This is a genomic window from Streptomyces sp. NBRC 110035, from assembly GCF_000829695.1.
Classification (GTDB): domain Bacteria; phylum Actinomycetota; class Actinomycetes; order Streptomycetales; family Streptomycetaceae; genus Streptomyces.
In genome coordinates this window covers 177,458-199,274 of record NZ_BBNN01000021.1, presented here as the reverse complement: position 1 = coordinate 199,274, position 21,817 = coordinate 177,458, and the positions used below count along the sequence as shown (strand labels likewise).

The following is a 21,817-nucleotide window of genomic DNA, read 5'->3' as shown; positions in this document are numbered from 1 at the left end:
TCGTGAGCACCGACAGCCCCAAGGACCTCAGCAAGGCCGCGTACGACCACCTGTGGATGCACTTCACCCGCATGTCCTCGTACGAGCACTCCCCCGTGCCCACCATCGTCCGCGGCGAGGGCACCCACATATACGACGACAGGGGCAAGCGGTACCTCGACGGTCTCGCCGGGCTGTTCGTCGTCCAGGCGGGGCACGGCAGGGTCGAGCTCGCCGAGACCGCCTTCAAGCAGGCGCAGGAACTGTCGTTCTTCCCCATCTGGTCCTACGCCCACCCCAAGGCCGTCGAGCTGGCGGAGCGGCTGGCCCACGAGGCGCCGGGCGACCTGAACAAGGTCTTCTTCACGACCGGCGGCGGCGAGGCGGTGGAGACCGCCTGGAAGCTCGCCAAGCAGTACTTCAAGCTGACCGGCAAGCCGACCAAGTACAAGGTCATCTCCCGCGCGGTGGCCTATCACGGCACCCCGCAGGGCGCCCTGTCGATCACCGGCCTGCCGGCTCTGAAGGCCCCGTTCGAGCCCTTGGTGCCGGGCGCCCACAAGGTGCCGAACACCAACATCTACCGCGCCCCGGTCCACGGCGACGACCCGGAGGCGTTCGGCCGCTGGGCCGCCGACCAGATCGAGCAGCAGATCCTCTTCGAGGGCCCGGACACGGTCGCCGCGGTCTTCCTCGAGCCGGTGCAGAACGCGGGCGGCTGCTTCCCGCCGCCGCCCGGCTACTTCCGGCGGGTCCGCGAGATCTGCGACCAGTACGACGTGCTGCTCGTCTCCGACGAGGTCATCTGCGCCTTCGGCCGCCTGGGCACGACGTTCGCGTGCGACAAGTTCGGCTACGTCCCGGACATGATCACCTGCGCCAAGGGCATGACGTCCGGCTACTCCCCCATCGGCGCGTGCATCGTCTCCGACCGCCTCGCCGAGCCGTTCTACCAGGGCGACAACACCTTCCTGCACGGCTACACCTTCGGCGGTCACCCCGTCTCGGCCGCGGTGGGCGTCGCCAACCTCGACCTCTTCGAGCGCGAGGGGCTCAACCAGCACGTGCTGGACCACGAGGGCGCCTTCCGCGCGACGCTGGAGAAGCTCTACGACCTGCCGATCGTCGGCGACATCCGCGGCAACGGCTTCTTCTACGGCATCGAACTGGTCAAGGACAAGCACACCAAGGAGTCCTTCGACGACGAGGAGACCGAGCGCGTCCTGTACGGCTTCCTGTCCAAGAAGCTGTACGAGAACGGCCTGTACTGCCGTGCCGACGACCGCGGCGACCCGGTCGTCCAGCTCGCCCCGCCGCTGATCTCCGACCAGGAGACCTTCGACGAGATCGAGCAGATCCTGCGTGCCACCCTGTCGGAGGCATGGACGAAGCTGTGACCCGCACCGCGGTCCCCAGCCGTGATCTCCCGCTGTGATCTTCGGCTGGAATGACCGCATACGGCCCCGGTGCCGCCCGTTCGAGTGAGAAACGGCGGTCCGGGGCCGCGTGCTGTCCGGCGTCCCGCCGTGCGCTGCCTAGCGTGCCCAATGACCGATCGGCTCTGCTTTCGTTCCCCCGCACGGGGGATTCACGAATCTCGCACGGCATTTCTGATCCGAACCGAGGTGTACGCCATGGTGGCCCCACCGGACAACGACGTGCTCTGGGCACGTGCCCTGCACTTCCGTTACGACGACGGTTCACCCGGGCTGAGCGGGGTCTCGCTCGGTGTCAGGGAGGGCGAGATCCTCGCCGTCGGCGGCCCGCGCGGCAGCGGCAAGACGACCCTGCTGCGGTGCCTGTCCGGACTGGCCTCCGTGGCGGACGGCGAGGTCTGGTACAACAGCGTGCCCGTGCACACCATGCGCCCGGCCGCCCGCGAGCGGCTGCGCCGGGAGCGCTTCGGCTGGATCGACCCGGCGCCGGTGCTCGTGTCCGAGCTGAACGTCTGGGAGAACACCGCCCTCCCCCTGATGCTGCGCGGCACCGCCCGGCGCCGGGCCAGGGCGACGGCCCTGGAGTGGCTGGAGCGCCTCGACATCGGCGACAAGGCCCGCAGGCGGCCGGCGGAGCTGGTGCACGCGGAGCGGCAGCGGGTCTGCATCGCCCGCGCCCTCGCCCCGGCTCCCTCGGTACTGTTCGCCGACGAGCCGACCGCCCCGCTGCACCGCGCCGACCGGCGGCACGTCCTGCGTACGCTGACCACGGCGGCCCGTTCGCACGGCATCACGGTGCTCCTCGCCACCGCCGACGCGTACACCGCGGCCCTCGCCGACCGCACGGTCTCGCTGCTCGACGGGCGCCGGGTGCGCACCGTGCACCTGCCTCCGGTCTCCGGGACCGCCGAGACGGAGGGCCGGGCGGCGTGCTCGCTCTCCGTCTGACCCGAGGTGCCCGTCCGGCCGTCCAGCTGCGCCGTCTCCTGGTCGCGACGGCCTCGGCGGGTACGGGTTTCCTGCTGCTGTGCGCCCTCGGCCACGCGATCGGCCACCCGGGCGCGCCGTCCGCCTCGCTGCTCCGGCTGGCCTGGTGCGCGGCCCCGCTGGCGGCCACGGTGCACTTCGCGGTCGCGGCGGCCCGCACCGACCCGGGGACCCGGCCCCGTTCCGGGCTCTCGGCGCTCGGCCTGGGCCCGGCACGGCTGATGGCGATCTCCGCGACGACCACGGCCCTGGCCTGCACGCTGGGGTCGGTGACCGCCCTGCTCGTCTTCCTCCACCTGCGCGGCGACCTCACCGGCGTGCCCTTCGACGGTGCCGGCACCGACTTCCTGGCCGCCGGCCGGCCGCTGCCACTGCCGGCGACCCTGACGCTGCTGGCGCTGGTGCCGGTGAGCGCCTCGGTGGCGGTGGCGACGGCGCTGCGTCCGCGCGGACGGGCGGCGGACCCGTCCCGTACGGAGCGGACGGGGTACGGACGCTTCGGCGCGTACCGTGCCACCGCGGGGCGGGAGACGTTCGGCGCGTACGGACGCTTCGGCGCGCGCCTGGAGCCGGCGGCCCACGGCCGCCGACTGGCAGGCGGCCGGCCGGCGACGCCGGAGCAGGCACAGACACAGGCACAGGCACAGGCACAGGCACAGCAGGATCGGGGGCGGGCGGGTCTTCCGGGGAAGGATTCCGAGCGGCCGCGGGGCGTGGAGGGCGGCCCCGCGCCGGTCGTCGCGGCCCCGTCGCCCGGCGTCGGCAGGGCACCGTCCGGCCTGCCCTGGGGCATCGCGGTGCTGGCCATGGGGCTGGCCGTGGAGGCCTACGCGAGCCGCACCGGCACCGCGCCCGGTGACCGGCCCGGCGCTGTGGCCGGTCTGGTGCTGGCCGCCGTCGGCCTCGCGCTGGCCGGCCCCGGTCTCACCCATCTGTGCGGCCGGCTGCTCCAGTCGGTCCGTCCGGGTGCCCTGCGGCTGTTGGCCGGACGGGTCCTCATGACGGAGGCCACCAGGATCGGCCGCCCGCTGGGTGTGGTCTGCGCCGTGTTGTCGGGCGCGTACGCCCTGGGCTCGCTGCACTACGCCGACGGCCTGTCGGTCGGCCCGCTCACCCTGCTCGGGGTCCTGCTGGTGACCGGCTGCACCGTGGCGACGCTGCTGACGGCGGCCGTCGAGGCCAAGCAGGCGCACGCCGGCACCACGGCGGCGCTGCTGCGCCTCGGGGCCCCCGCCTCGACACCGCGCCGGGCCGCGGCCCTCAGGGCCGGCACGCTCCTCGCCCTGTTCGGTCCGCTGACCGTGGTGGTGGCCGAACTGTCGACCCTGCCCCTGGCCCTCTGAGACCGCGCCCCCAGGCCACCGGACCCCGGAGAGGACCTCCGCGGAGCGATGAGTTCCCTACCCTCCGCCGGTCCACCCCTCGAACGGCACGGCACCACTCGAAACCGGTACGGAACCGGGGAACCGCACGGGAGAGGCACCACCATGACACAGCAGATGATCTTCGTGAACCTGGCCACCAACGACCTCGACGCCTCGAAGAGGTTCTTCACGGCACTCGGCTACGGGATCAACGAACAGTTCAGCGACGAGAACACCGTCTCCGTCGTGATCGGCGAGGCCGTCGTCGCGATGCTGCACACCAAGCAGCGCTACGCGGAGTTCACGAAGAAGGAGATCGCCGACTCCACGAAGACCAGCGAGGTGCTGCTGGCCCTGAGCGCCGAGAGCCGCGAGAAGGTCGACGAGCTGGTCGAGAGGGCTCTCGCGGCGGGCGGTTCGGTCAGCCGCGAGACCCAGGACGAGGGCTTCATGTACGGCCGCGCCTTCGACGACCTGGACGGCCACACCTGGGAGGTCGCGTGGATGGACCCGTCCGCGCTGGAGGGCTGAGGGGGAGGCCCGCGGCCGGGGGCGGGGCCCGCCGAGAAGACTCCCAAGGCGTTGAAACGCCTTGGGAGTTAAAGAATCAGTAAAGCGATGGCCTGCTATCGGCATATGCGTTGACACTACTTATGCGGCGCTTATAGACCTGGGAGCCTCATGGGAGCGCTGATGCTCCATCAGCGCTCCTTCAACCCCCCGCATTTGCGTATCCCGTAAGGACAAACGTGACAGTTCTGTCCGTATCACGCCGTACGGCCTCGCGCCGTAACGTCGCGCGCACCGTTCGCGCCCTCGGTGTCGTCTCCGCGTCGGCCGCGCTCACCATCGGCCTCGCCGGCAGCGCGGCCGCGTGCAACATCAACGAGTTCTCGGCCGAGGCGAAGTGTGTCGGTGACAAGGGTGTCATCACCGTCACCGACGTCGACCCGGCGGGCGTTCCCGCGACCGTCACCGTGTTCCTGGAGAACAACGGTGCCGACGAGAAGAAGATCGGCGAGCAGGTCGTCAAGGGCTCCCGCGAGGGTGTGACCATCACCTTCGAGGAGGACTGGCAGCCCAACGCCGAGTACCGCATCCACGTCAAGGCCGAGCCCTACGTGGACGAGGACATCAAGCCGAACCTGACCACCCCGGCCACGGCCTGCAAGGAAGAGGAGGAGCCGCCGGCTCCGTCGGAGCCCGCTCCGACGCCGTCGGACTCCGCCTCGACGCCGTCCGAGGACGAGCCCGGTACCCCGGCTCCGTCCGAGCCGGAGCCCGAGACCACCGCCCCGGCGGGCACCTCGGACAACGCTCCGTCGCCCTCCGTCGGTGAGTCGAACCTCGCCGAAACCGGCGCCGACTCCAACACCGGCCTGATCGCCGGTATCGCGGCGGCCCTGGTCGCCGTCGGTGGCGGTGCGGTCTTCTTCGGCATGCGCCGTCGCGGGGCGAACAGCGACAGCTGACGCCTCGACGACATGACGTGACGGCCCGTCCCCGGTGGGGGCGGGCCGTCACCGTGCGCGGGCCCCCGCCCCTCCCTGCGGTTCGCCTCGTCCGGACAAGCCGCTCCAGCGCCCCCTTCGGAGTGGTGGGCACCGTGCCGTCCGGATCGGCTCCCGGGGTCACCACGGACCGCAACCGGCCTGCCCGGCCGGCGGTCTCGCCGCGGTGGCGAGCACGCGCGAGTGGTGTCGTACCCCTCACCCCGGGCAGGGTGCCTCAGCCGAGCACGACGGTTTCGTCCGCGTCGAACTCCACCCCGACCTCGTCCCCGACCTCCGGTGCCGCCCGCAGCGCACAGGCCGCCTCGAGAACGGGCGCGTCCTCGGGCTGGAGACGGACGGCGACATGGGTGCCGCGGAAGGTGCGCGCGGCCACGGTGCAGCGCAGCCCCGACCCGTCCGGGACCAGACGGACGCCGGCGGGCCGCACCAGCAGGGTGCGGGTGCCCTGCGGGGCGTCGGCCGGCACCGGGATCCTGCCCCAGGGCGTCACCGCGACGTCCGCGGCGATCGTCGCCCCGGCCACGTTCTCGAAGCCGAGGAAGCGGGCCACGAACGCGTCGGCCGGGCGCTGCCACACCTCGAGCGGCGTACCGGACTGGGCGATCCGCCCGTCCCGCATCACCACGACCCGGTCGGCCAGGGCGAACGCCTCGCCCTGGTCGTGCGTCACGGCGAGCACGGTGGTGCCCAGCCGGCCGAACAGCTCACGGAGTTCGACGACGAGCCGTTCCCTCAGCGACCTGTCGAGCTGGCCGAGTGGCTCGTCGAGCATCAGCAGCCGCGGACGGGGCGCCAGCGCGCGGGCGAGGGCCACGCGCTGCTGCTCGCCGCCGGACAGGGCCGCCACCGCCCGTCCGACCGCCCCGGGCAGCCCGACAAGTTCCAGCAACTCCTTTACACGATCTGCCTGTTCGCTGCGGGACGCACCGTGCATCCGCAGCCCGAAGACCACGTTGCCGCCCACGTCGCGCTGCGGGAACAGCTGGTGGTCCTGGAACATCAGTCCGACCCCGCGCCGGTGCGCGGGCACACCGGTCTGGTCGCTCCCGGCGAGCGAGATCCGCCCCGCGTCGAGGGGCTGCAGCCCGGCCACCGCCCGCAGCAGCGTGGACTTGCCGCTGCCGCTCGGCCCGAGCACGCAGACGATCTCGTGCTCGGCGACCTGGAGATCCACGGCGTCCAGCACCGCCCGCCCGCCGAAGCGGACGGTGACACCCTCGAGACCCAACAGCATCTAGAACTCCCCGGACCGGTCGGTCCGCAGCCGCTCGAGGAGCAGCAGCGCCACCGCGCACACGATCATCAGAATCGTCGACAGGGCCATCGCCTGCCCGTAGTTGAGCTCCCCCGGCCGCCCCAGCAGCCGTGCCACGGCCACCGGCAGCGTCGGATTGTCCGGCCGCGCGATGAACACCGTCGCCCCGAACTCCCCCAGCGACACCGCGAAGGCGAACCCGGCCGCGACGAGCACGGCCCGCCGTACCATCGGCAGGTCCACCTCCCGCCACACCCGCCACGGCGACGCTCCGAGCACCGCCGCCGCCTCCCGCAGCCGCACGTCCACGGCCCGCAGCACGGGCAGCATGGTCCGTACGACGAAGGGGACACCGACCAGCGCCTGGGCGAGCGGCACCAGGATCCAGGAGGAGCGCAGGTCCAGCGGCGGCTCGTCGAGGGCGATCAGGAACCCGAAGCCGACGGTCACCGCGGACACCCCCAGCGGCAGCATCAGCAGGGCGTCGAAGCCCCGCACCAGCCGTCCCGCGTCCCGCCTGGTGAGCGCGACGGACGCCAGGGTTCCGATCGTCACGGCGATGGCGGTGGCCACGACCGCGTAGCGCAGGGAGGTGCCGACCGCCTCGATCGGCGCGACCAGGAACACGCCCCCGTCGTCGTGGGTCAGGGCCCGGTAGTGGCCGAGGCCGGCGTCACCGAAGGACCGTTCCACCAGCACCGCGAGCGGCAGGAGCAGCAGCACGGCGGCGGTCGCGACGACCCCGGCGAGCAGCGCCCACTGCCCTGCGCCGCGCGGCCGGCGCGCGGTGTGGGCGGCGTCCACCAGTCGCAGCGCGGTCTCCCGCCGTCGCACGGTCCAGGCGTGCAGGGCGAGGATCGCGCCCACCGCGACGAACTGGATCATCGTCAGGACGGCGGCGGTGGACAGGTCGAAGATCTCCGAGGTCTGCCGGTAGATCTCCACTTCGAGGGTGGCGAAGGTGGGCCCGCCGAGGATCTGCACCACGCCGAAGGAGGTGAAGGTGAACAGGAAGACCATCAGTGCGGCGGCGGCCACGGCGGGGGCCAGCGCGGGCAGCGTGACGGTCCGCCAGGCCGTGAGCCGGGAGGCGCCGAGCATCCGCGCGGCCTCCTCCTGCCGCGGGTCGAGCTGCCCCCACAGTCCGCCGACGGTCCGTACGACGACGGCGTAGTTGAAGAAGACGTGCGCGAGCAGGATCGCCCACACGGTGGTGTCCAGCCGCAGACCCCACAGCTCGTCGAGAAGCCCGCCACGCCCCACGAGCGCCATGAACGCCGTACCGACGACGACCGTCGGCAGCACGAACGGGACGGTGACCACGGCCCGCAGGACCTGCTTGCCGGGGAAGTCGAAGCGGGCGAAGACGTACGCGCCGGGCAGGGCGACCAGGAGGGTGAGGGCGGTGGAGACCAGCGCCTGCCAGGTGGTGAACCACAGCACCTGTCGGACGTCGGACTGCGCCAGCACCTCCCCGATCCGCCCGGGCTGCCAGACCCCGTCGGTCCTCAGGCCGCGCGCGACGATCGCGGCGACGGGGTGGGCGAAGAAGACGGCGAAGAACGCGACGGGCACGGCCATCAGGCCGAGCCGCGCCGCGGCCCCGCGCCACCTCGCCGCGGCCCGGCCCACCTCGGCCCGGCCCACCTCGGCCCGGCCCACCTCGGCCCGGCTCACTTCGGCCCGGCTCACTTCAGTACGAGCGAGGTCCACGACTTGATCCACTGGTCGCGGTGGTCGGCGATCCTCGCCGGGTCCATGGTCTCGGGGCTCTCGGCCTGCGGTCCGAACTCCGCGAACTCCTCGGGCACCTGGGCGGCCTCCCGCACCGGGTAGACGAACATGTTGAGCGGCATGTCCTCCTGGAACCTCTTGCCGACCAGGAAGTCGAGCAGCGCCTTGCCGCCCTCGGGGTTGTGCGCGTTGCTCAGCAGCCCCGCGTACTCGACCTGGCGGAAGCAGGTGCCGTCGGCGACACCGGTCGGCGCGCTCTTCGGCTTCGGGTCGGCGTAGATCACCTCGGCGGGGGGCGAGGAGGCGTAGGACACCACCAGCGGCCGGTCGCCCCCGGCCTGCTTGCCGCCGGCCGAGCCGGAGAACTCCTCGTTGTAGGCCTGCTCCCAGCCGTCGACCACCTTGACGCCGTTGGCCTTGAGCTTCTTCCAGTAGCCCTGCCAGTCCTCGTCGCCGTACTCGGCGACGGTGCCGAGGACGAAGCCGAGTCCGGGCGAGGAGGTGGAGGCGTTCGACGTGACGAGCAGGTCCTTGTACTCGGGCTCGGCCAGGTCGTCGAAGGTCCGCGGCGGGGCCAGGTCGCGCTCCTCGAACCACGCCTTGTCGTAGTTGACGCAGACGTCGCCGGTGTCGACGGGCGTGACCCGGTGCTTGTCCTCGTCGACCCGGTACTCCGGAAGGACGGCGTCGGATTCCTTCGCCTCGTACGGCTGGAACAGTCCGTTGTCGAGGGCGCGGGACAGCAGGGTGTTGTCGACGCCGAAGAAGACGTCTCCCTGGGGGTTGTCCTTGGTCAGGATCGCCTTGTTGACGGCCTGTCCGGCGTCGCCGTCCTCCAGGACCCTCAGCCGGTAGCCGGTCTCCTTCTCGAAGGCGGCGACGACGTCCTTGGACGCGGCCCACGAGTCGTGGCTGACGAGCGTGACGGTCTTCGAACCGCCGCCGCTCCGGCCGTCGCCGCCGGATCCGTCCGACCCGTCGGACGAGGAACCGCAGGCGGACAGCGTGACCAGACCGAGCCCGACGGCCAGGCTCGTGACCTTCTTGGTGATGTTCACCGGTATTTCCTCCTGGGGTGACCAGGAAGAGACGCGGCCCTGCCCGGGACCCCCGCAGGTGCCCAGGGCAGGGCGCAACAGCTCGAGTGATGACCGATCTCCCTACCCAGAATGACCTGGGCGAGGTTCGGAGGGTCTGCGGCCGGTGCCGCACTCTCAGCGCTGTGGCGCTCCCCTGTCGGAATATGAACGTGTGATGGCGCGGTATGAAGTTGTTGTTCCTGCGCCGGTCAGGTTACCGCTCGCTCGCGGCGAGCTGACCGCAGGCCCCGTCGATCTCCTGTCCACGGGTGTCCCGGATCGTCACCGGCACACCGTGCGAGGCGATCGCGTCCACGAACGCCCTCTCGTCCTCGGGCCGCGAGGCGGTCCACTTGGAGCCGGGCGTCGGGTTGAGCGGGATGAGGTTGACGTGCACGGGCCTGCCCTTCAGCAGCCGCCCGAGCCGGTCACCGCGCCACGCCTGGTCGTTGATGTCCCGGATCAGCGCGTACTCGATGGACAGCCGCCGCCCGGACCTGGCCGCGTACTCGAACCCGGAGTCGAGGACCTCACGCACGTTCCACCGCGTGTTCACGGGGACGAGGGTGTCGCGCAGTTCGTCGTCGGGGGCGTGCAGGGAGATGGCGAGGCGGCACTTGAAGCCCTCGTCGGAGAACCGGTTGATCGCCGGCACGAGTCCGACCGTCGACACGGTGATCCCGCGCTGGGACAGGCCGAGACCGTCCGGCTCGGGGTCGGTCAGACGGCGGATGGCTCCGACGACCCGGTTGTAGTTGGCGAGCGGCTCGCCCATCCCCATGAAGACGATGTTGCTCAGCCGCGCCGGCCCACCGGGGACCTCCCCGTCCCGCAGCGACCGCATCCCGTCCACGATCTGGTGCACGATCTCCGCGGTGGACAGGTTCCGGTCGAGACCGGCCTGTCCGGTCGCGCAGAACGGGCAGTTCATGCCGCAGCCCGCCTGCGAGCTGATGCACATCGTCACCCTGTCCGGGTAGCGCATGAGCACCGACTCGACCAAGGTCCCGTCGAAGAGCTTCCACAGCGTCTTGCGGGTGGTGCCCTGGTCGGTGGACAGGTGCCGGACCACCGACATCAGCTCCGGAAGCAGCGCCTCCTGCAGCTTGGCCCGGGCTCCGGCGGGAATGTCGGTCCACTGCTCCGGATCGTGCGCGTACCGCGCGAAGTAGTGCTGCGAGAGCTGCTTCGCCCGGAACGGCTTCTCACCGGCCGCTGCGACCGCCTCCTTGCGCTCGGCGGGCGTGAGGTCGGCAAGGTGCCGCGGCGGCTTCTTGGATCCGCGCGGCGCGACAAAGGTCAGTTCTCCGGGCTTAGGCATGGCTCCACCAGTGTCGCAGATCCATCGGGGTGACCGCGCGGACCGGCCGCGGGCCCCGGGGCCGCCCGGAACGGCCCGCGGAGACCTTTCCGGCACGGCGCGAGCCCCCGCGTCCGGCGGGACGCGGGGGCTCGAAGAGGTGTCGGGCCGGTCGGGTCAGCTCCCGACGAACAGCACCAGCAGCAACCACACCACCGGCGCCGTCGGCAGCAGCGAGTCCAGCCGGTCCATGATGCCGCCGTGCCCCGGGAGCAGTGTGCCCATGTCCTTGATGCCGAGGTCCCGCTTGATCATGGACTCGCCCAGGTCGCCGAGGGTGGCGCTGACCGAGACCGCGAGACCGAGCAGCAGCCCCTGCCACCAGGTGCCCTCGTCGATCAGGAACTGCATGCACAGCGCGCCCGCCGCCATGGCGAACCCGACCGCGCCCAGCAGGCCCTCGCGGGTCTTTCCGGGGCTGATGCGCGGGGCGAGCTTGTGCGTGCCGAAACGCCAGCCGACGGCGTACGCACCGGTGTCTGCGACGACCGTGATCACTATGAACGTCAGCACCCGCCAGGGCCCGTCGTCCGCGGCCAGCATCATCGACACGAAGGTCGCCAGGAACGGCACGTAGAACACGGCGAAGACCCCCGCCGTCACATCCCTGAGGTAGTTCTCGGGCGGCTGGGCCATCCGCCGGACCAGCACCGCCAGCGCGGTGAGCGCCACGGCGATCCAGGCGCCGTCGCTGCCCCAGACGTACCCGGAGACGATCATGGCCGCCCCGCCGACCGCGAGCGGCACGAACGGCGCCCTGATGCCCTTGCGCTCCTCGAGCCGCTTCGTCAGCTCCCGCAGGCCCACCACTATGGCGACGGCGACAACGCCGACGAAGACGGCCTTCACGATGAACAGCGAGACCACGACCAGCGCGCAGAGGCCGACGCCGACGCCTATCGCGGCACCCAGATCACGCCCCGCGGTCTTCTTCTGCGGTGGGGGCACCGGCTGCGGGGCGTCGGACATGGACTCCGGATTCTGCGGATGGTGCGGCATCTCCCCGGGGTGGGGGCGCGCCCGCGTCGTCTCGTCTCGGACCAGGGGGCCGCCCAGCCGAGCGGCCCCCTGGTCCACGTCCTGGCCACCGCCGTGTTCGGGTGCGGCGGGCACGAGGGGCATGGGGCGAGTCTGCTGCGCGTAGTGCGCATCGTACGGGGGACCCACCGGGCCGGCTCCCTGGGCGGGCCCCCGGTCGGGCGACCCCCAGTACCCGGCCTGCGGCGGCGCCTCCCAGGAAGAGTCGTTCATCAGACCTCGAGCAGTTCCGCTTCCTTGTGCTTCAGGAGCTCGTCCACCTGGGCGACATACTTCGCGGTGGTGTCGTCGAGCTCCTTCTCCGCACGGCGTCCCTCGTCCTCGCCGACCTCGCCATCCTTGATCATCTTGTCGATGGCGTCCTTGGCCTTGCGGCGCACGGAACGGATGGAGACCTTGGCGTCCTCGGCCTTGGCCTTGGCCACCTTGATGTAGTCGCGGCGGCGCTCCTCGGTCAGCTCGGGGAACACCACGCGGATGATGTTGCCGTCGTTGCTCGGGTTGACTCCCAGGTCGGAGTCGCGGATGGCCTGCTCGATGTTGCGCAGCGCGCTCTTGTCGAACGGCGTCACCACGGCCATGCGCGGCTCGGGCACGGAGAACGAGGCCAGCTGGTTGATCGGCGTCGGCGCACCGTAGTAGTCGGCCACGATCTTGTTGAACATCGCCGGGTGCGCACGGCCAGTGCGGATCGCGGCGAAGTCCTCCTTGGCGACCACGACGGCCTTCTCCATCTTCTCCTCGGCCTCGAGGAGGGTCTCTTCGATCACCACTTGCTCCTGCGTGTCTTGAGTAGGCCCGGCCGCGGTTCCCTGGCGGGGCAACGACCGGCTGCGTCGCGTCTTGTTCCTGCACGGTTCCCGACCGGTGGGACATTGTCCATCCCCCGGCCCGGTCCGCCCCGTCCGTCCCCCGGGGGTGTCGCCCCTCGGACGGGTGCTTGTGGTCCGGTCACTTCCGGTCCATCGGGTCACCCACCAACGTGCCGATCTTCTCACCCTTGACGGCGCGCGCGATATTGCCCTCCGCCAGCAGTTCGAAGACGACGATGGGGAGCTTGTTGTCGCGGCACAGGGTGACGGCCGTGGCGTCGGCGACCTTCAGATCACGCGTGATGACCTCGCCGTACCCGAGGTGGTCGAACTTCACCGCGTCGGGGTTGGTCTTCGGGTCGGAGTCGTAGACCCCGTCCACACCGTTCTTGCCCATCAGCAGTGCCTCGGCGTCGATCTCCAGGGCGCGCTGGGCGGCGGTGGTGTCGGTGGAGAAGTACGGCATGCCCATGCCGGCGCCGAAGATGACCACACGGCCCTTCTCCAGGTGCCGTACGGCCCGCAGCGGGATGTAGGGCTCGGCGACCTGGCCCATGGTGATGGCGGTCTGGACCCTGCAGTCCACGCCCACCTTCTCCAGGAAGTCCTGGAGCGCGAGGCAGTTCATCACGGTGCCGAGCATGCCCATGTAGTCCGAGCGGGCCCGGTCCATGCCGCGCTGCTGGAGTTCCGCGCCGCGGAAGAAGTTGCCGCCGCCGATGACGATGGCGATCTGTGCGCCGTCACGGACGACCGCTGCGATCTCGCGTGCGATGGCGTGCACCACGTCGGGGTCGACGCCCAGGCCCCCGCCACCGGAGAAGGCCTCTCCGGACAGCTTCAGCAGAAACCGTCCGTGCACGGTGCCGTCGTCGCTCTTCTCAGCCTTGGTCATCGCGGATCCCGCCTCTTTCACCTGTTGCACATACGAAGGAGGCCACTGCCGGCGGGGTGTACGACGCATCCCATGCCGCAATGGCCTCCTCGTCAGATCTGCTGTCGTCCGGCACGCGCGCGTGCGTGACGGCGTGTCCGAACGACTGCTGACGACCCTATAGGGGTCGCGCGCCCGTCGCGGTACGGACTCAGATGCCGACCTTGATGCGCGTGAAGCGCTTCAGGGTGACACCGGCCTCGTCGAGAACCTTCTGGACGGACTTCTTGTTGTCCAGCGCGTAGGGCTGGCCCAGCAGCGTGGCGTCCTTGAAGAAGCCGTTGAGGCGACCCTCGACGATCTTCGGCAGGGCGGCCTCGGGCTTGCCCTCCGCGCGGGTGGTCTCCTCGGCGACGCGGCGCTCGGTCTCGACGACCTCGGCCGGCACGTCCTCCTTGGAGAGGTACTTCGGCGCGAAGGCGGCGATGTGCTGGGCGACGCCCTTGGCGACCGCAGCGGCCTCGTCGGTCTGCTTGTCGAACTCGACGAGAACACCGATCTGCGGGGGCAGGTCGGGCATCGTGCGGTGCATGTACGCCGTCACGTAGCCGTCGGTGAACTGGGCGAAGCGGTCCAGGACGATCTTCTCGCCCAGGTTGGCGTTGGCCTCGTCGACGTACGCCTGGACGGTCTTGCCGGCCTCGATCTCGGAGGCGAGGAGCGCCTCGATGTCGGCCGGGGAGGTCTTGGTGACGTGCTCGGCGATGGTGGTGGCCACGGCCTGGAACTTCTCGCCCTTGGCGACGAAGTCCGTCTCGCACTTCAGCTCGACGAGGACGCCGGAGGAGTTGTCGTCGGCGATGATCGAGACGACGGCGCCGTTCTCGGCGGAGCGGCCCTCGCGCTTGGCGACGCCCTTCTGGCCCTTGATACGGAGCGCCTCGACGGCCTTCTCGACGTTGCCCTCGGCCTCGTCCAGCGCCTTCTTGCAGTCCATCATGCCGGCGCCGGTGAGCTCCCGGAGCTTCTTGACGTCGGCGGCGGTGTAGTTCGCCATGAGTCTGTGAGTCTTCCTCGAAGTCTGGAGAATCGGAGATCTGCGGGGTCTTCGGTCCTCAGTGAGCTGGAGGGCCATGACGCGCCGCGCACCTACGGGTGAACGGCGGGAGCGGACTTCATGTCACCCGCTCCCGCCGTCATCAGCCCGGACAGGCAGGTCAGGCCTGGTCGGCCTCGGCGGCCGGAGCGGCGTCGGCCGCGGGGGCCTCCTCGGCCGGCTTCTCGGCCTCGGCGGCCGGAGCCTCGGCCGCGGGGGCCTCCGCCTCGGGGGTCTCGGCGGGCTTGTCGGCCTCGGCGGCGGCCGGGGTCTCGTCGGCCTTCTTCTCACCCTCGAGCAGGTCGCGCTCCCACTCGGCGAGGGGCTCGCTCGCGGCCTTCTCGCCCTTGCCCTCGGTGGCGGCACCGGAGCGGGACATGAGGCCCTCGGCGACCGCGTCGGCGATCACGCGGGTGAGCAGGGTGACGGAGCGGATCGCGTCGTCGTTGCCCGGGATCTTGTAGTCGACCTCGTCGGGGTCGCAGTTGGTGTCGAGGATGGCGACGACCGGGATGTTGAGCTTCCGGGCCTCGCCGACCGCGATGTGCTCCTTCTTGGTGTCCACGATCCAGACGGCGCTGGGCACCTTCTGCATCTCGCGGATACCGCCGAGGGTCTTCTCCAGCTTGGCCTTCTCGCGGGAGAGGACCAGCAGTTCCTTCTTGGTGAGGCCGGAGGCGGCCACGTCCTCGAAGTCGATCTGCTCGAGCTCCTTGAGGCGCTGCAGACGCTTGTAGACGGTCGAGAAGTTGGTGAGCATGCCGCCCAGCCAGCGCTGGTTGACGTACGGCATGCCGACGCGGGTGGCCTGCTCCGCGATGGCCTCCTGCGCCTGCTTCTTCGTACCGACGAACATGACCGTGCCGCCGTGGGCGACGGTCTCCTTGACGAACTCGTAGGCGCGGTCGATGTACGACAGCGACTGGAGCAGGTCGATGATGTAGATGCCGTTGCGCTCCGTGAAGATGAAGCGCTTCATCTTCGGGTTCCAACGACGGGTCTGGTGACCGAAGTGGACGCCGCTCTCCAGCAGCTCCCGCATCGTGACGACGGCCATGGCCGTATCTCCTTGATTTTCTCGGTTGTGCCGCGGGAACCGGCGGCTCCCGCGCCTGACGCCCACGACGCGCCGTTGCCACGAAGGACCGAGGGGCGCTGACACCGGGAGCGGCCGTGACCGGTCCTGATGTCGGGGCGTGCGAAGTCGACCCGGTGACCCGGGTCGCCACCAGAAGTGTACGGGACCCGCGGGGCACCGGGTGACGCCGTTGTCCACAACCGGGTGACGGTCCACAGGTCCGGGCCGTGATCACGGATTCCGTGGAGGCTTTCCGGCATGCGAATGAGCCGATCCGTGAGCCGGTCCGTGGGGCGGTGTGTGAGCCGGTCCCCGAGGACCTGGGCGCGCCTGGTCGCCCTGCTGGTCCTGACACCGACGATCCTGTCGTCCCCGCCGCCGTCGCCGCCGCTGCGGCCCGCGGCTTCGGCCGGGGACACCGCTCGGGCCGGTGCCGGGGTACCGGCCGTCGGACGGGTCTGGCCCGTGGGGGTACGGCCCCGGGTACTGCGGGGCTGGGAGCCACCGAAGACCCCGTACGGGCGCGGGCACCGGGGAGTGGACCTGGCGGCGGCACCGGGGACGCCGGTGCGGGCGGTGGCAGCGGGCCGGGTCTTTTTCGCCGGCCGGGTGGCCGACCGGGGCGTCGTCTCGGTGGAGCTGTCGGGCACGGGGACACCGCCGCTGCGTACGACCTACGAGCCGGTCCGCCCGTCGGTGGAGAAGGGGGCCGAGGTGGCAGCGGGCGAGGTGGTCGGGGCGGTGGCGGCGACGGAGCCGGCGAGGAGCCCGCACTGCACGGCTCCCTGCCTGCACTGGGGCCTGCTCGGAGCGGACGTCTACCTCGACCCGCTCACCCTGCTTCCGCCCTGGCTCCTGCGCGCCGGTCCGCCGAGGCTCCTGCCGGTCCTCGGACTGCCGGTACCGGAGTGACCGGCAGGACGGGAGCGCGGGGCGGGGCGGCGGGGGGTCCTGCCGCCCCGCGGGCGTGCCGGGAGGAGCCGGGACCCGGCGCGGCCGGACGGCAGCCGTCACGCGCCGCAGCGCCGGACGTCCGGCGTCGAAGTGTCCGGGCTCGGGGGCCCGGAGCTTCGGGCCGTCAGGGCTGGATGCCGCGCAGGGTCATGGCGACCGCGGCTTCCGTGATCGTCTCCGGGTGTTCGGCGGCGCCGAGTTCGATGCGGCGCACCGCCGCGTCGACCACGCCCTGGAGCAGCATCGCGGCGAGCCGGGGCTGGTCGTGGCCCAGTTCGCCCAGGGCCTCGACGATCATCGCGACGAGGCCGCCGTGGGCCGCGCGGATCTTCTCCCGGGCGCCCGCGTCGAGTTCGCTCGCGGAGATCGCCACCACGGCCCGGTGGCGCCGGTCCCCGACCAGTTCCAGCTGCTTGCGGACGTACGCCTCGATCTTGGCCCCGGCGCCGTCGGCCGTGGCCATGGCCGTCTCGACCTCGGCCGCCCAGACCGGGAAGTCGACCTCGCACAGTTCCTCGACGACGGCCGCCCGGGACCGGAAGTACTCGTACACGGAGGAGCGCGCCAGGCCCGTGCGCTCGGCGAGGGCGGGGAAGGTCAGCGCCTCCGTACCGCCCTCGGACAGCAGGGAGCGTGCCGCGTCCAGCAGGGCGGCGCGTTGCATCGACCGGTGCTCGGCCACGGAGGCCGCTCGAATCCTTGGCACGCCACCACTTTACGGACGCGCCGCGCGAGGTGGGAGTCCCCGGCCGAAACCGCAGGCCGGGCGGGCCTACCGCAGGGGGAGGTCCGGCGGCCGGCTCGGACGGCGGGGCGAGCGTGGGGCCCGGCGTCCGGCTCAGCCCCGGAAGCCCGCCAGCTTCGCCCTGAGCTGGAGGACGGACTTGGTGTGGATCTGGCTGACCCTGCTCTCGGTGACCCCCAGCACATGGCCGATCTCGGCCAGGGTGAGCCCTTCGTAGTAGTAGAGCGTGACCACGGTCTTCTCCCGCTCCGGGAGGGTGTTGATCGCCCGGGCCAGGAACCGTCGCAGCTCCCGGTCCTCGGCCACTTCCACCGGGTTGTCGGCGGCGGTGTCCTCCAGGGTGTCCATCAGGCTGAGCCGGCCGCCGCCGTCGCCCCCGGCATGCAGCAGCTCCTCCAGGGCGACGACGTTGGCGAGCGACAGCTGGCTGAAAACCGCGTGCAGTTCGTCCACGGCGATGCCCATCTCGCCGGCGACCTCGCTCTCCGTCGGCGTACGCCTGAGCCGTGCCTCCAGCGTCGCGTACGCCCGCTCGACATTGCGCGCCTTCTGCCGCACCGAGCGCGGAATCCAGTCCAGGGCCCGCAGTTCGTCGATCATCGCGCCCCTGATGCGGGTGATCGCATAGGTCTCGAACTTGATCTCCCGCTCGACGTCGAACTTCTCGATCGCGTCGATCAGCCCGAACACCCCGGAGGAGACGAAGTCCGCCTGGTCCACGTTGGGTGGCAGCCCCACGCTGACCCGGCCCGCGACGTACTTCACCAACGGCGAGTAGTGCAGGATCAACTGCTCCCGCAGCCGCTCGTCGCCCGTCGCCTTGTACGACCGCCACAGCTCGTCGAGCGTCGAGGGAGCGGGCGGCCGCACGCTGCCACCGTCACGGGCGGCTGGGGGGATCGCCGCCCGGTCGGACCCGGAGGTGTGCTGGGGCATTCGTCGCCTTGTGCCGTTCTGCAGTGGGCTGGTGTTGCCCGGGTGGGCCGTCTGTCTGATACCGGGCCGCCTGCCGGCGGCTGCCTGCCCGTATCGCCTGCGGTCGTCGCCTGCCGGGCTTCCTTCCATGCCGTCGTTCCGTGCGGGGACGCCTGTGAGCGTAGCGTGACTGCGAGATCGCGGTGTGCGAAGAAGTGAGGTCGGGGTGGGTGCGAGCGTGTCCCGCACGCCGCCCACCGGGTGAACCTCGTCGCTCTAAGTGATCACCCGGGTGTCCCAACTGACGTATTTTCCAAGGGGTGTAGCCGTTCCCCCGGACGGCCGAACACCCTCCGTCAGGGGACCCCGGAACCGTCGTCGACCGGAATCACCGCCTGGCGTGTCAACTTCCAGCCGTCGCCGTGTCGTTCGACGTACCCGAGTGCGCGCAGTTCGTACAGTCTCGCGATCGCGTCGTCCCGGGTGGTCCGCGCGTCGCGCGCGATCGAGTCGGCCGGGGCCGCCCCGCGCGCGGGCAACGCGTCGAGGACCTGGTGGGCGGCGGGGTCCAGCAGGTCCCGGGGCAGTACCGGCCCGCACCGTTCCGGGGCCAGTTCACCCATGTCCCCGACCAGTTCGACGATCTCCGCGGCATCGGTGACCAGTACCGCGCCCTGCCGCAGCAGTTCGTGCACCCCGGCCGAGCGCCCGCTGGTGGCCGGTCCCGGTACCCCCATCGTGTGACGTCCCAGGCGCCCGGCCGCCCTGGCGGTCACCAGGGAGCCGCTGCGGTGCGCGGCCTCGACGACCACGGTGCCCCGGGTGAGCGCGGCGATGACCCGGTTGCGGAGGATGAACCTGTTCGGAGTCGGGTGGTCGCCGGGCGGCAGCTCGCCGACGACCAGTCCTTGTTCCGCGATCCTGGTGATCAGCCCGGTGTGTCCGCGCGGGTAGGGCCGGTCGACGCCGCAGGCGAGGACGGCGACGGTGGCGCCGCCCGAGCCGAGCGCGCCGCGGTGTGCGGCGCCGTCGACCCCGTAGGCACCGCCGGAGACCACGACCCAGCCGCGCTCGGCGAGCTCGGCGGCGAGGGTGGCGGCCATGTGGGCGCCGTACTCGGTGCAGGCGCGGGCGCCGACGACGGCGACCGAGCGCAGCGCCCACATCCGCAGGTCGGCGGGACCGCGCACCCACAGCCCGAGGGGCCGGCCGTCCCCCAGGTCGTCGAGCTGCCGGGGCCATTCGGCCGTCCCCGGGTGCACGAACCGCACCCCGGCGTTCCGCGCGACGGCGAGATCCCGGCCCGGGGCGGCCTGCTCGGCCCGGGCCACCATTCCTGCCCAGCGCCGGCCGCTCGCCCCCGGCAACGGCTCGCCCCTCGTTCGCAGCCGCTCCGCCACCTCCCGCGCGCCCAGCTCCCGCACCCATCGCCCACCGGTCTCGTCGCCGGGTTCGAGGACCCGTGTGAGGAAGACCCGGGCGAGGAGTTCACCGTCCGCGGGCCCGGTGGGCCCGGTGGGCCCGCCGGCGCCGCTCATGTCAGCGCCCCGATCGCCATGGGCACTCCGCGCGGGACGCCGGTACGCAGGTGCAGGGCGAGGGCGACGTCCCTGGCGTCGGGCCGGTCGCGGCCGACCAGGTCGGCGACGGTCCACGCGACCCGCAGCACCCGGTCGAGTCCGCGCGCGCTGAGCACGCCGCGCTCCAGGCACCGCTCGGCGTCCTCCATCGCGCCCGGGGCCGCGTGCCAGCGGTTGCGCAGGTCCCGTCCGGGGATGTCGCTGTTGGTGCGCCACGGAGTGCCCGCGAGCCGTCTCGCGGCGCGCTCCCGGGCCGCGCGCACCCGGTCGGCGACCGTGGCGGTGGACTCGCCGCGGGCTCCGTCGGCGGTCAGTTCGGCACGGGTGACGCGCTCGGCCTCGACCCGCAGGTCGACCCGGTCGAGCAGCGGGCCGGACAGCCGGGCCTGGTAACGGCGGATCGACGAGGGCGGGCACTCGCACAGGCTGTCCTTCGGCGAGAAGCGGCCGCAGGGGCAGGGGTTGGCGGCGAGCACCATGAGGAACCTTGCCGGGAAGCGCACGACGCCCGAGCTGCGCGCGATGACGACGTGTCCGGCCTCCAGGGGCTGACGCAGGGCGTCCAGGGCATGGCTGCCGAATTCTGGCGTTTCGTCCAGGAAGAGCACGCCGCGATGGGCGAGCGACACGGCTCCGGGACGGGCGATGCCGGGGCCGCCGCCGACGAGCGCCTGCATGGTGGCCGAGTGGTGGGGGGCGCAGTAGGGGGCGGTGTCGATCAGGGGCCGGTCCGGAGGCAGCAGGCCGGCCACCGAGTGCACGGCGGTGACCTCCAGGGACGCCTGCCGGTCGAGCGGCGGCAGGAGCGAGGGCAGCCGTTCCGCAAGCATGGTCTTGCCCGCGCCGGGCGGCCCCTCGAGGAACAGGTGGTGGCCGCCGGCCGCCGCCACCTCCACCCCGGTCCGGGCCGGGAGCTGGCCGACGACGTCCGCGAGGTCGTGGCCGGTGTCGTAGTGTGCCGCGCCGGCGCTGTGCATGCCGGTGGCCGCGCCGGTGCCGGGTACCCGCAGTCCGGCCAGGAGCGGGTCGGGCCGCCCCTGGCCGCCGGGTTCCTCCTCGGGCACCGGCTCGTCGGTGAGCAGGGCGATCAGCTGGCGCAGGCTGCGGACCCCCAGTACGGACACGCCCGGCACCAGCGAGGCCTCGGCGGCGGCGCACTCGGGCACCACGACCTGTTCGTATCCGGCGTCGGCCGCCGCGACGACCGCGGGCAGCGTGCCCCGGACGGGCCGCACCCTGCCGTCCAGGCCCAGCTCGCCGATCATCACGAGGTCGGCGAGCACCCGAGGGTCGATCCGCTCGGCGGCGCCCAGGACGGCACTGGCGACGGCCAGGTCGAAGCCGCTGCCCGCCTTCGGCACCGACGCCGGGCTGAGCCCCACGGTGAGTTTCTTCTGGGGCCATTCCTCCCCGGAGTTGACGATCGCGGCCCTGACCCGGTCGCGGCTCTCCGTCAGGCTCTTGTCCGGCAGCCCCACCAGCGTGAACGCCGACACTCCCGGTTCGAGGTCGGCCTGGACCTCCACGACCACGCCCTCGACGCCGACCAGCGCCACCGAGCACGTACGGGCGAACCCCATCTCAGGCCGCCCCCCGGACATGCTCCACCCGGGGCGCGCCGCGCTTCGGCAGCAGGACGCCGACCAGGTCGATGCGGACGCCGCCGGGCGGCGCTCCCCCGTGTTCCTGGAGCCAGCGTTGTGCCAGACCCCGCAGGCGGGCCGCCTTGGCGGGGGTGACCGCCTCCATGGGGTGCTGGAAGGACCCGGCCCTGCGGGTCTTGACCTCGCAGACGACGAGAGCGTCGCCGTCCCGGGCCACGATGTCGATCTCGCCGGTCCTGCCGCAGCGCCAGTTCCGCTCCAGGACCGTCATTCCGGCCTGCGCCAGCCGTCGCGCGGCCAGCGTTTCGCCGTACCTGCCGAGTGCGCCGCGTGCCTGCTGTCGTGGGTTCATGTGGGCACCACCTCCGGTGCCCACCGTCACCCGGCCGGCCGTCCGAAGTGGATCTTGGTGG

The 21,817-nt window shown here is 71.9% G+C and carries 20 protein-coding genes and 1 riboswitch; of the genes, 6 read left to right on the top strand and 14 right to left on the bottom strand.

What is annotated here, in order from left to right:
- Nucleotides 1–2 precede the first annotated feature (2 nt).
- From TU30_RS11585 to TU30_RS11565, 5 genes are all read left to right on the top strand, one after another.
- Nucleotides 3–1,376, top strand: a complete 1,374-nt coding sequence (locus TU30_RS11585; protein ID WP_042168158.1) for an aspartate aminotransferase family protein — start codon at nt 3–5, stop codon at nt 1,374–1,376.
- Nucleotides 1,377–1,613: 237 nt separating this feature from the next.
- Nucleotides 1,614–2,363, top strand: coding sequence for an ABC transporter ATP-binding protein (locus TU30_RS11580; protein ID WP_042168156.1), 750 nt, complete (start codon nt 1,614–1,616; stop codon nt 2,361–2,363).
- Nucleotides 2,345–3,745 carry a hypothetical protein gene (locus TU30_RS11575; protein WP_042168153.1) on the top strand — a complete coding sequence of 467 codons (1,401 nt, stop codon included), beginning with the start codon at nt 2,345–2,347 and terminating at the stop codon, nt 3,743–3,745. The genes TU30_RS11580 and TU30_RS11575 overlap by 19 nt, the downstream gene beginning before the upstream one ends.
- A gap of 144 nt (nt 3,746–3,889) precedes the next feature.
- The gene (locus tag TU30_RS11570) at nt 3,890–4,297 is read left to right on the top strand and encodes a VOC family protein (RefSeq protein ID WP_042168150.1); all 408 of its coding nucleotides are present in this window, start codon (nt 3,890–3,892) and stop codon (nt 4,295–4,297) included.
- A gap of 218 nt (nt 4,298–4,515) precedes the next feature.
- Entirely contained in the window at nt 4,516–5,238 is a 723-nt protein-coding gene (locus TU30_RS11565) for an LAETG motif-containing sortase-dependent surface protein (RefSeq protein ID WP_042168149.1), read from the top strand.
- Nucleotides 5,239–5,494: 256 nt separating this feature from the next.
- Here the strand turns inward: TU30_RS11565 and TU30_RS11560 are convergent, their stop codons facing one another.
- The 9 genes from TU30_RS11560 to rpsB form a co-directional block, all read right to left on the bottom strand.
- Complete coding sequence (locus TU30_RS11560) at nt 5,495–6,514, bottom strand: ABC transporter ATP-binding protein (RefSeq protein WP_042168147.1); 1,020 nt, start codon at nt 6,512–6,514, stop codon at nt 5,495–5,497.
- A complete protein-coding gene (locus tag TU30_RS11555) occupies nt 6,515–8,116 on the bottom strand; it encodes an iron ABC transporter permease (protein WP_107068432.1) in 1,602 nt (533 codons plus the stop codon).
- Between the two features lie 107 nt (nt 8,117–8,223).
- Nucleotides 8,224–9,327, bottom strand: a complete 1,104-nt coding sequence (locus tag TU30_RS11550; RefSeq protein ID WP_042168145.1) for a thiamine ABC transporter substrate binding subunit — start codon at nt 9,325–9,327, stop codon at nt 8,224–8,226.
- A gap of 81 nt (nt 9,328–9,408) precedes the next feature.
- Nucleotides 9,409–9,514: riboswitch (TPP riboswitch) on the bottom strand.
- A gap of 48 nt (nt 9,515–9,562) precedes the next feature.
- Complete coding sequence (gene rlmN / locus TU30_RS11545) at nt 9,563–10,669, bottom strand: 23S rRNA (adenine(2503)-C(2))-methyltransferase RlmN (protein WP_042168144.1); 1,107 nt, start codon at nt 10,667–10,669, stop codon at nt 9,563–9,565.
- Nucleotides 10,670–10,825: 156 nt separating this feature from the next.
- Complete coding sequence (locus TU30_RS11540) at nt 10,826–11,959, bottom strand: phosphatidate cytidylyltransferase (RefSeq protein ID WP_042168143.1); 1,134 nt, start codon at nt 11,957–11,959, stop codon at nt 10,826–10,828.
- Entirely contained in the window at nt 11,959–12,516 is a 558-nt protein-coding gene (gene frr / locus TU30_RS11535; RefSeq protein WP_004924833.1) for a ribosome recycling factor, read from the bottom strand. Before frr ends, TU30_RS11540 begins: the two co-directional genes overlap by 1 nt.
- 181 nt (nt 12,517–12,697) lie before the next feature.
- Nucleotides 12,698–13,453 (bottom strand): UMP kinase, encoded by a 756-nt coding sequence (pyrH, locus tag TU30_RS11530; RefSeq protein WP_042168138.1) that lies wholly within the window; start codon nt 13,451–13,453, stop codon nt 12,698–12,700.
- 190 nt (nt 13,454–13,643) lie between these two features.
- Nucleotides 13,644–14,489: a translation elongation factor Ts gene (tsf, locus tag TU30_RS11525; protein ID WP_042168136.1), complete on the bottom strand. Its 846-nt coding sequence runs from the start codon at nt 14,487–14,489 to the stop codon at nt 13,644–13,646.
- A 160-nt stretch (nt 14,490–14,649) separates the two neighbouring features.
- Entirely contained in the window at nt 14,650–15,585 is a 936-nt protein-coding gene (gene rpsB, locus TU30_RS11520; RefSeq protein WP_042168132.1) for a 30S ribosomal protein S2, read from the bottom strand.
- Between the two features lie 321 nt (nt 15,586–15,906).
- On the opposite strand from rpsB, the gene TU30_RS11515 reads away from it, so the two are divergent.
- Nucleotides 15,907–16,518: a murein hydrolase activator EnvC gene (locus tag TU30_RS11515; protein WP_234307836.1), complete on the top strand. Its 612-nt coding sequence runs from the start codon at nt 15,907–15,909 to the stop codon at nt 16,516–16,518.
- A gap of 166 nt (nt 16,519–16,684) precedes the next feature.
- Here TU30_RS11515 and TU30_RS11510 read toward each other — a convergent pair whose 3' ends face one another.
- The 5 genes from TU30_RS11510 to TU30_RS11490 all read right to left on the bottom strand — a co-directional run bounded on the left by TU30_RS11510 (nt 16,685) and on the right by TU30_RS11490 (nt 21,756).
- Complete coding sequence (locus TU30_RS11510; protein WP_042168130.1) at nt 16,685–17,242, bottom strand: TetR/AcrR family transcriptional regulator; 558 nt, start codon at nt 17,240–17,242, stop codon at nt 16,685–16,687.
- A gap of 156 nt (nt 17,243–17,398) precedes the next feature.
- Nucleotides 17,399–18,241: an RNA polymerase sigma factor WhiG gene (gene whiG / locus TU30_RS11505; RefSeq protein ID WP_042168128.1), complete on the bottom strand. Its 843-nt coding sequence runs from the start codon at nt 18,239–18,241 to the stop codon at nt 17,399–17,401.
- Nucleotides 18,242–18,576: 335 nt separating this feature from the next.
- Nucleotides 18,577–19,758, bottom strand: a complete 1,182-nt coding sequence (gene dprA, locus TU30_RS11500) for a DNA-processing protein DprA (RefSeq protein ID WP_042168125.1) — start codon at nt 19,756–19,758, stop codon at nt 18,577–18,579.
- A complete protein-coding gene (locus TU30_RS11495; protein ID WP_042168124.1) occupies nt 19,755–21,380 on the bottom strand; it encodes a YifB family Mg chelatase-like AAA ATPase in 1,626 nt (541 codons plus the stop codon). Before TU30_RS11495 ends, dprA begins: the two co-directional genes overlap by 4 nt.
- Before the next feature lies 1 nt (nt 21,381).
- Nucleotides 21,382–21,756 carry a YraN family protein gene (locus TU30_RS11490; RefSeq protein ID WP_042168122.1) on the bottom strand — a complete coding sequence of 125 codons (375 nt, stop codon included), beginning with the start codon at nt 21,754–21,756 and terminating at the stop codon, nt 21,382–21,384.
- Between the last annotated feature and the right edge of the window lie 61 nt (nt 21,757–21,817).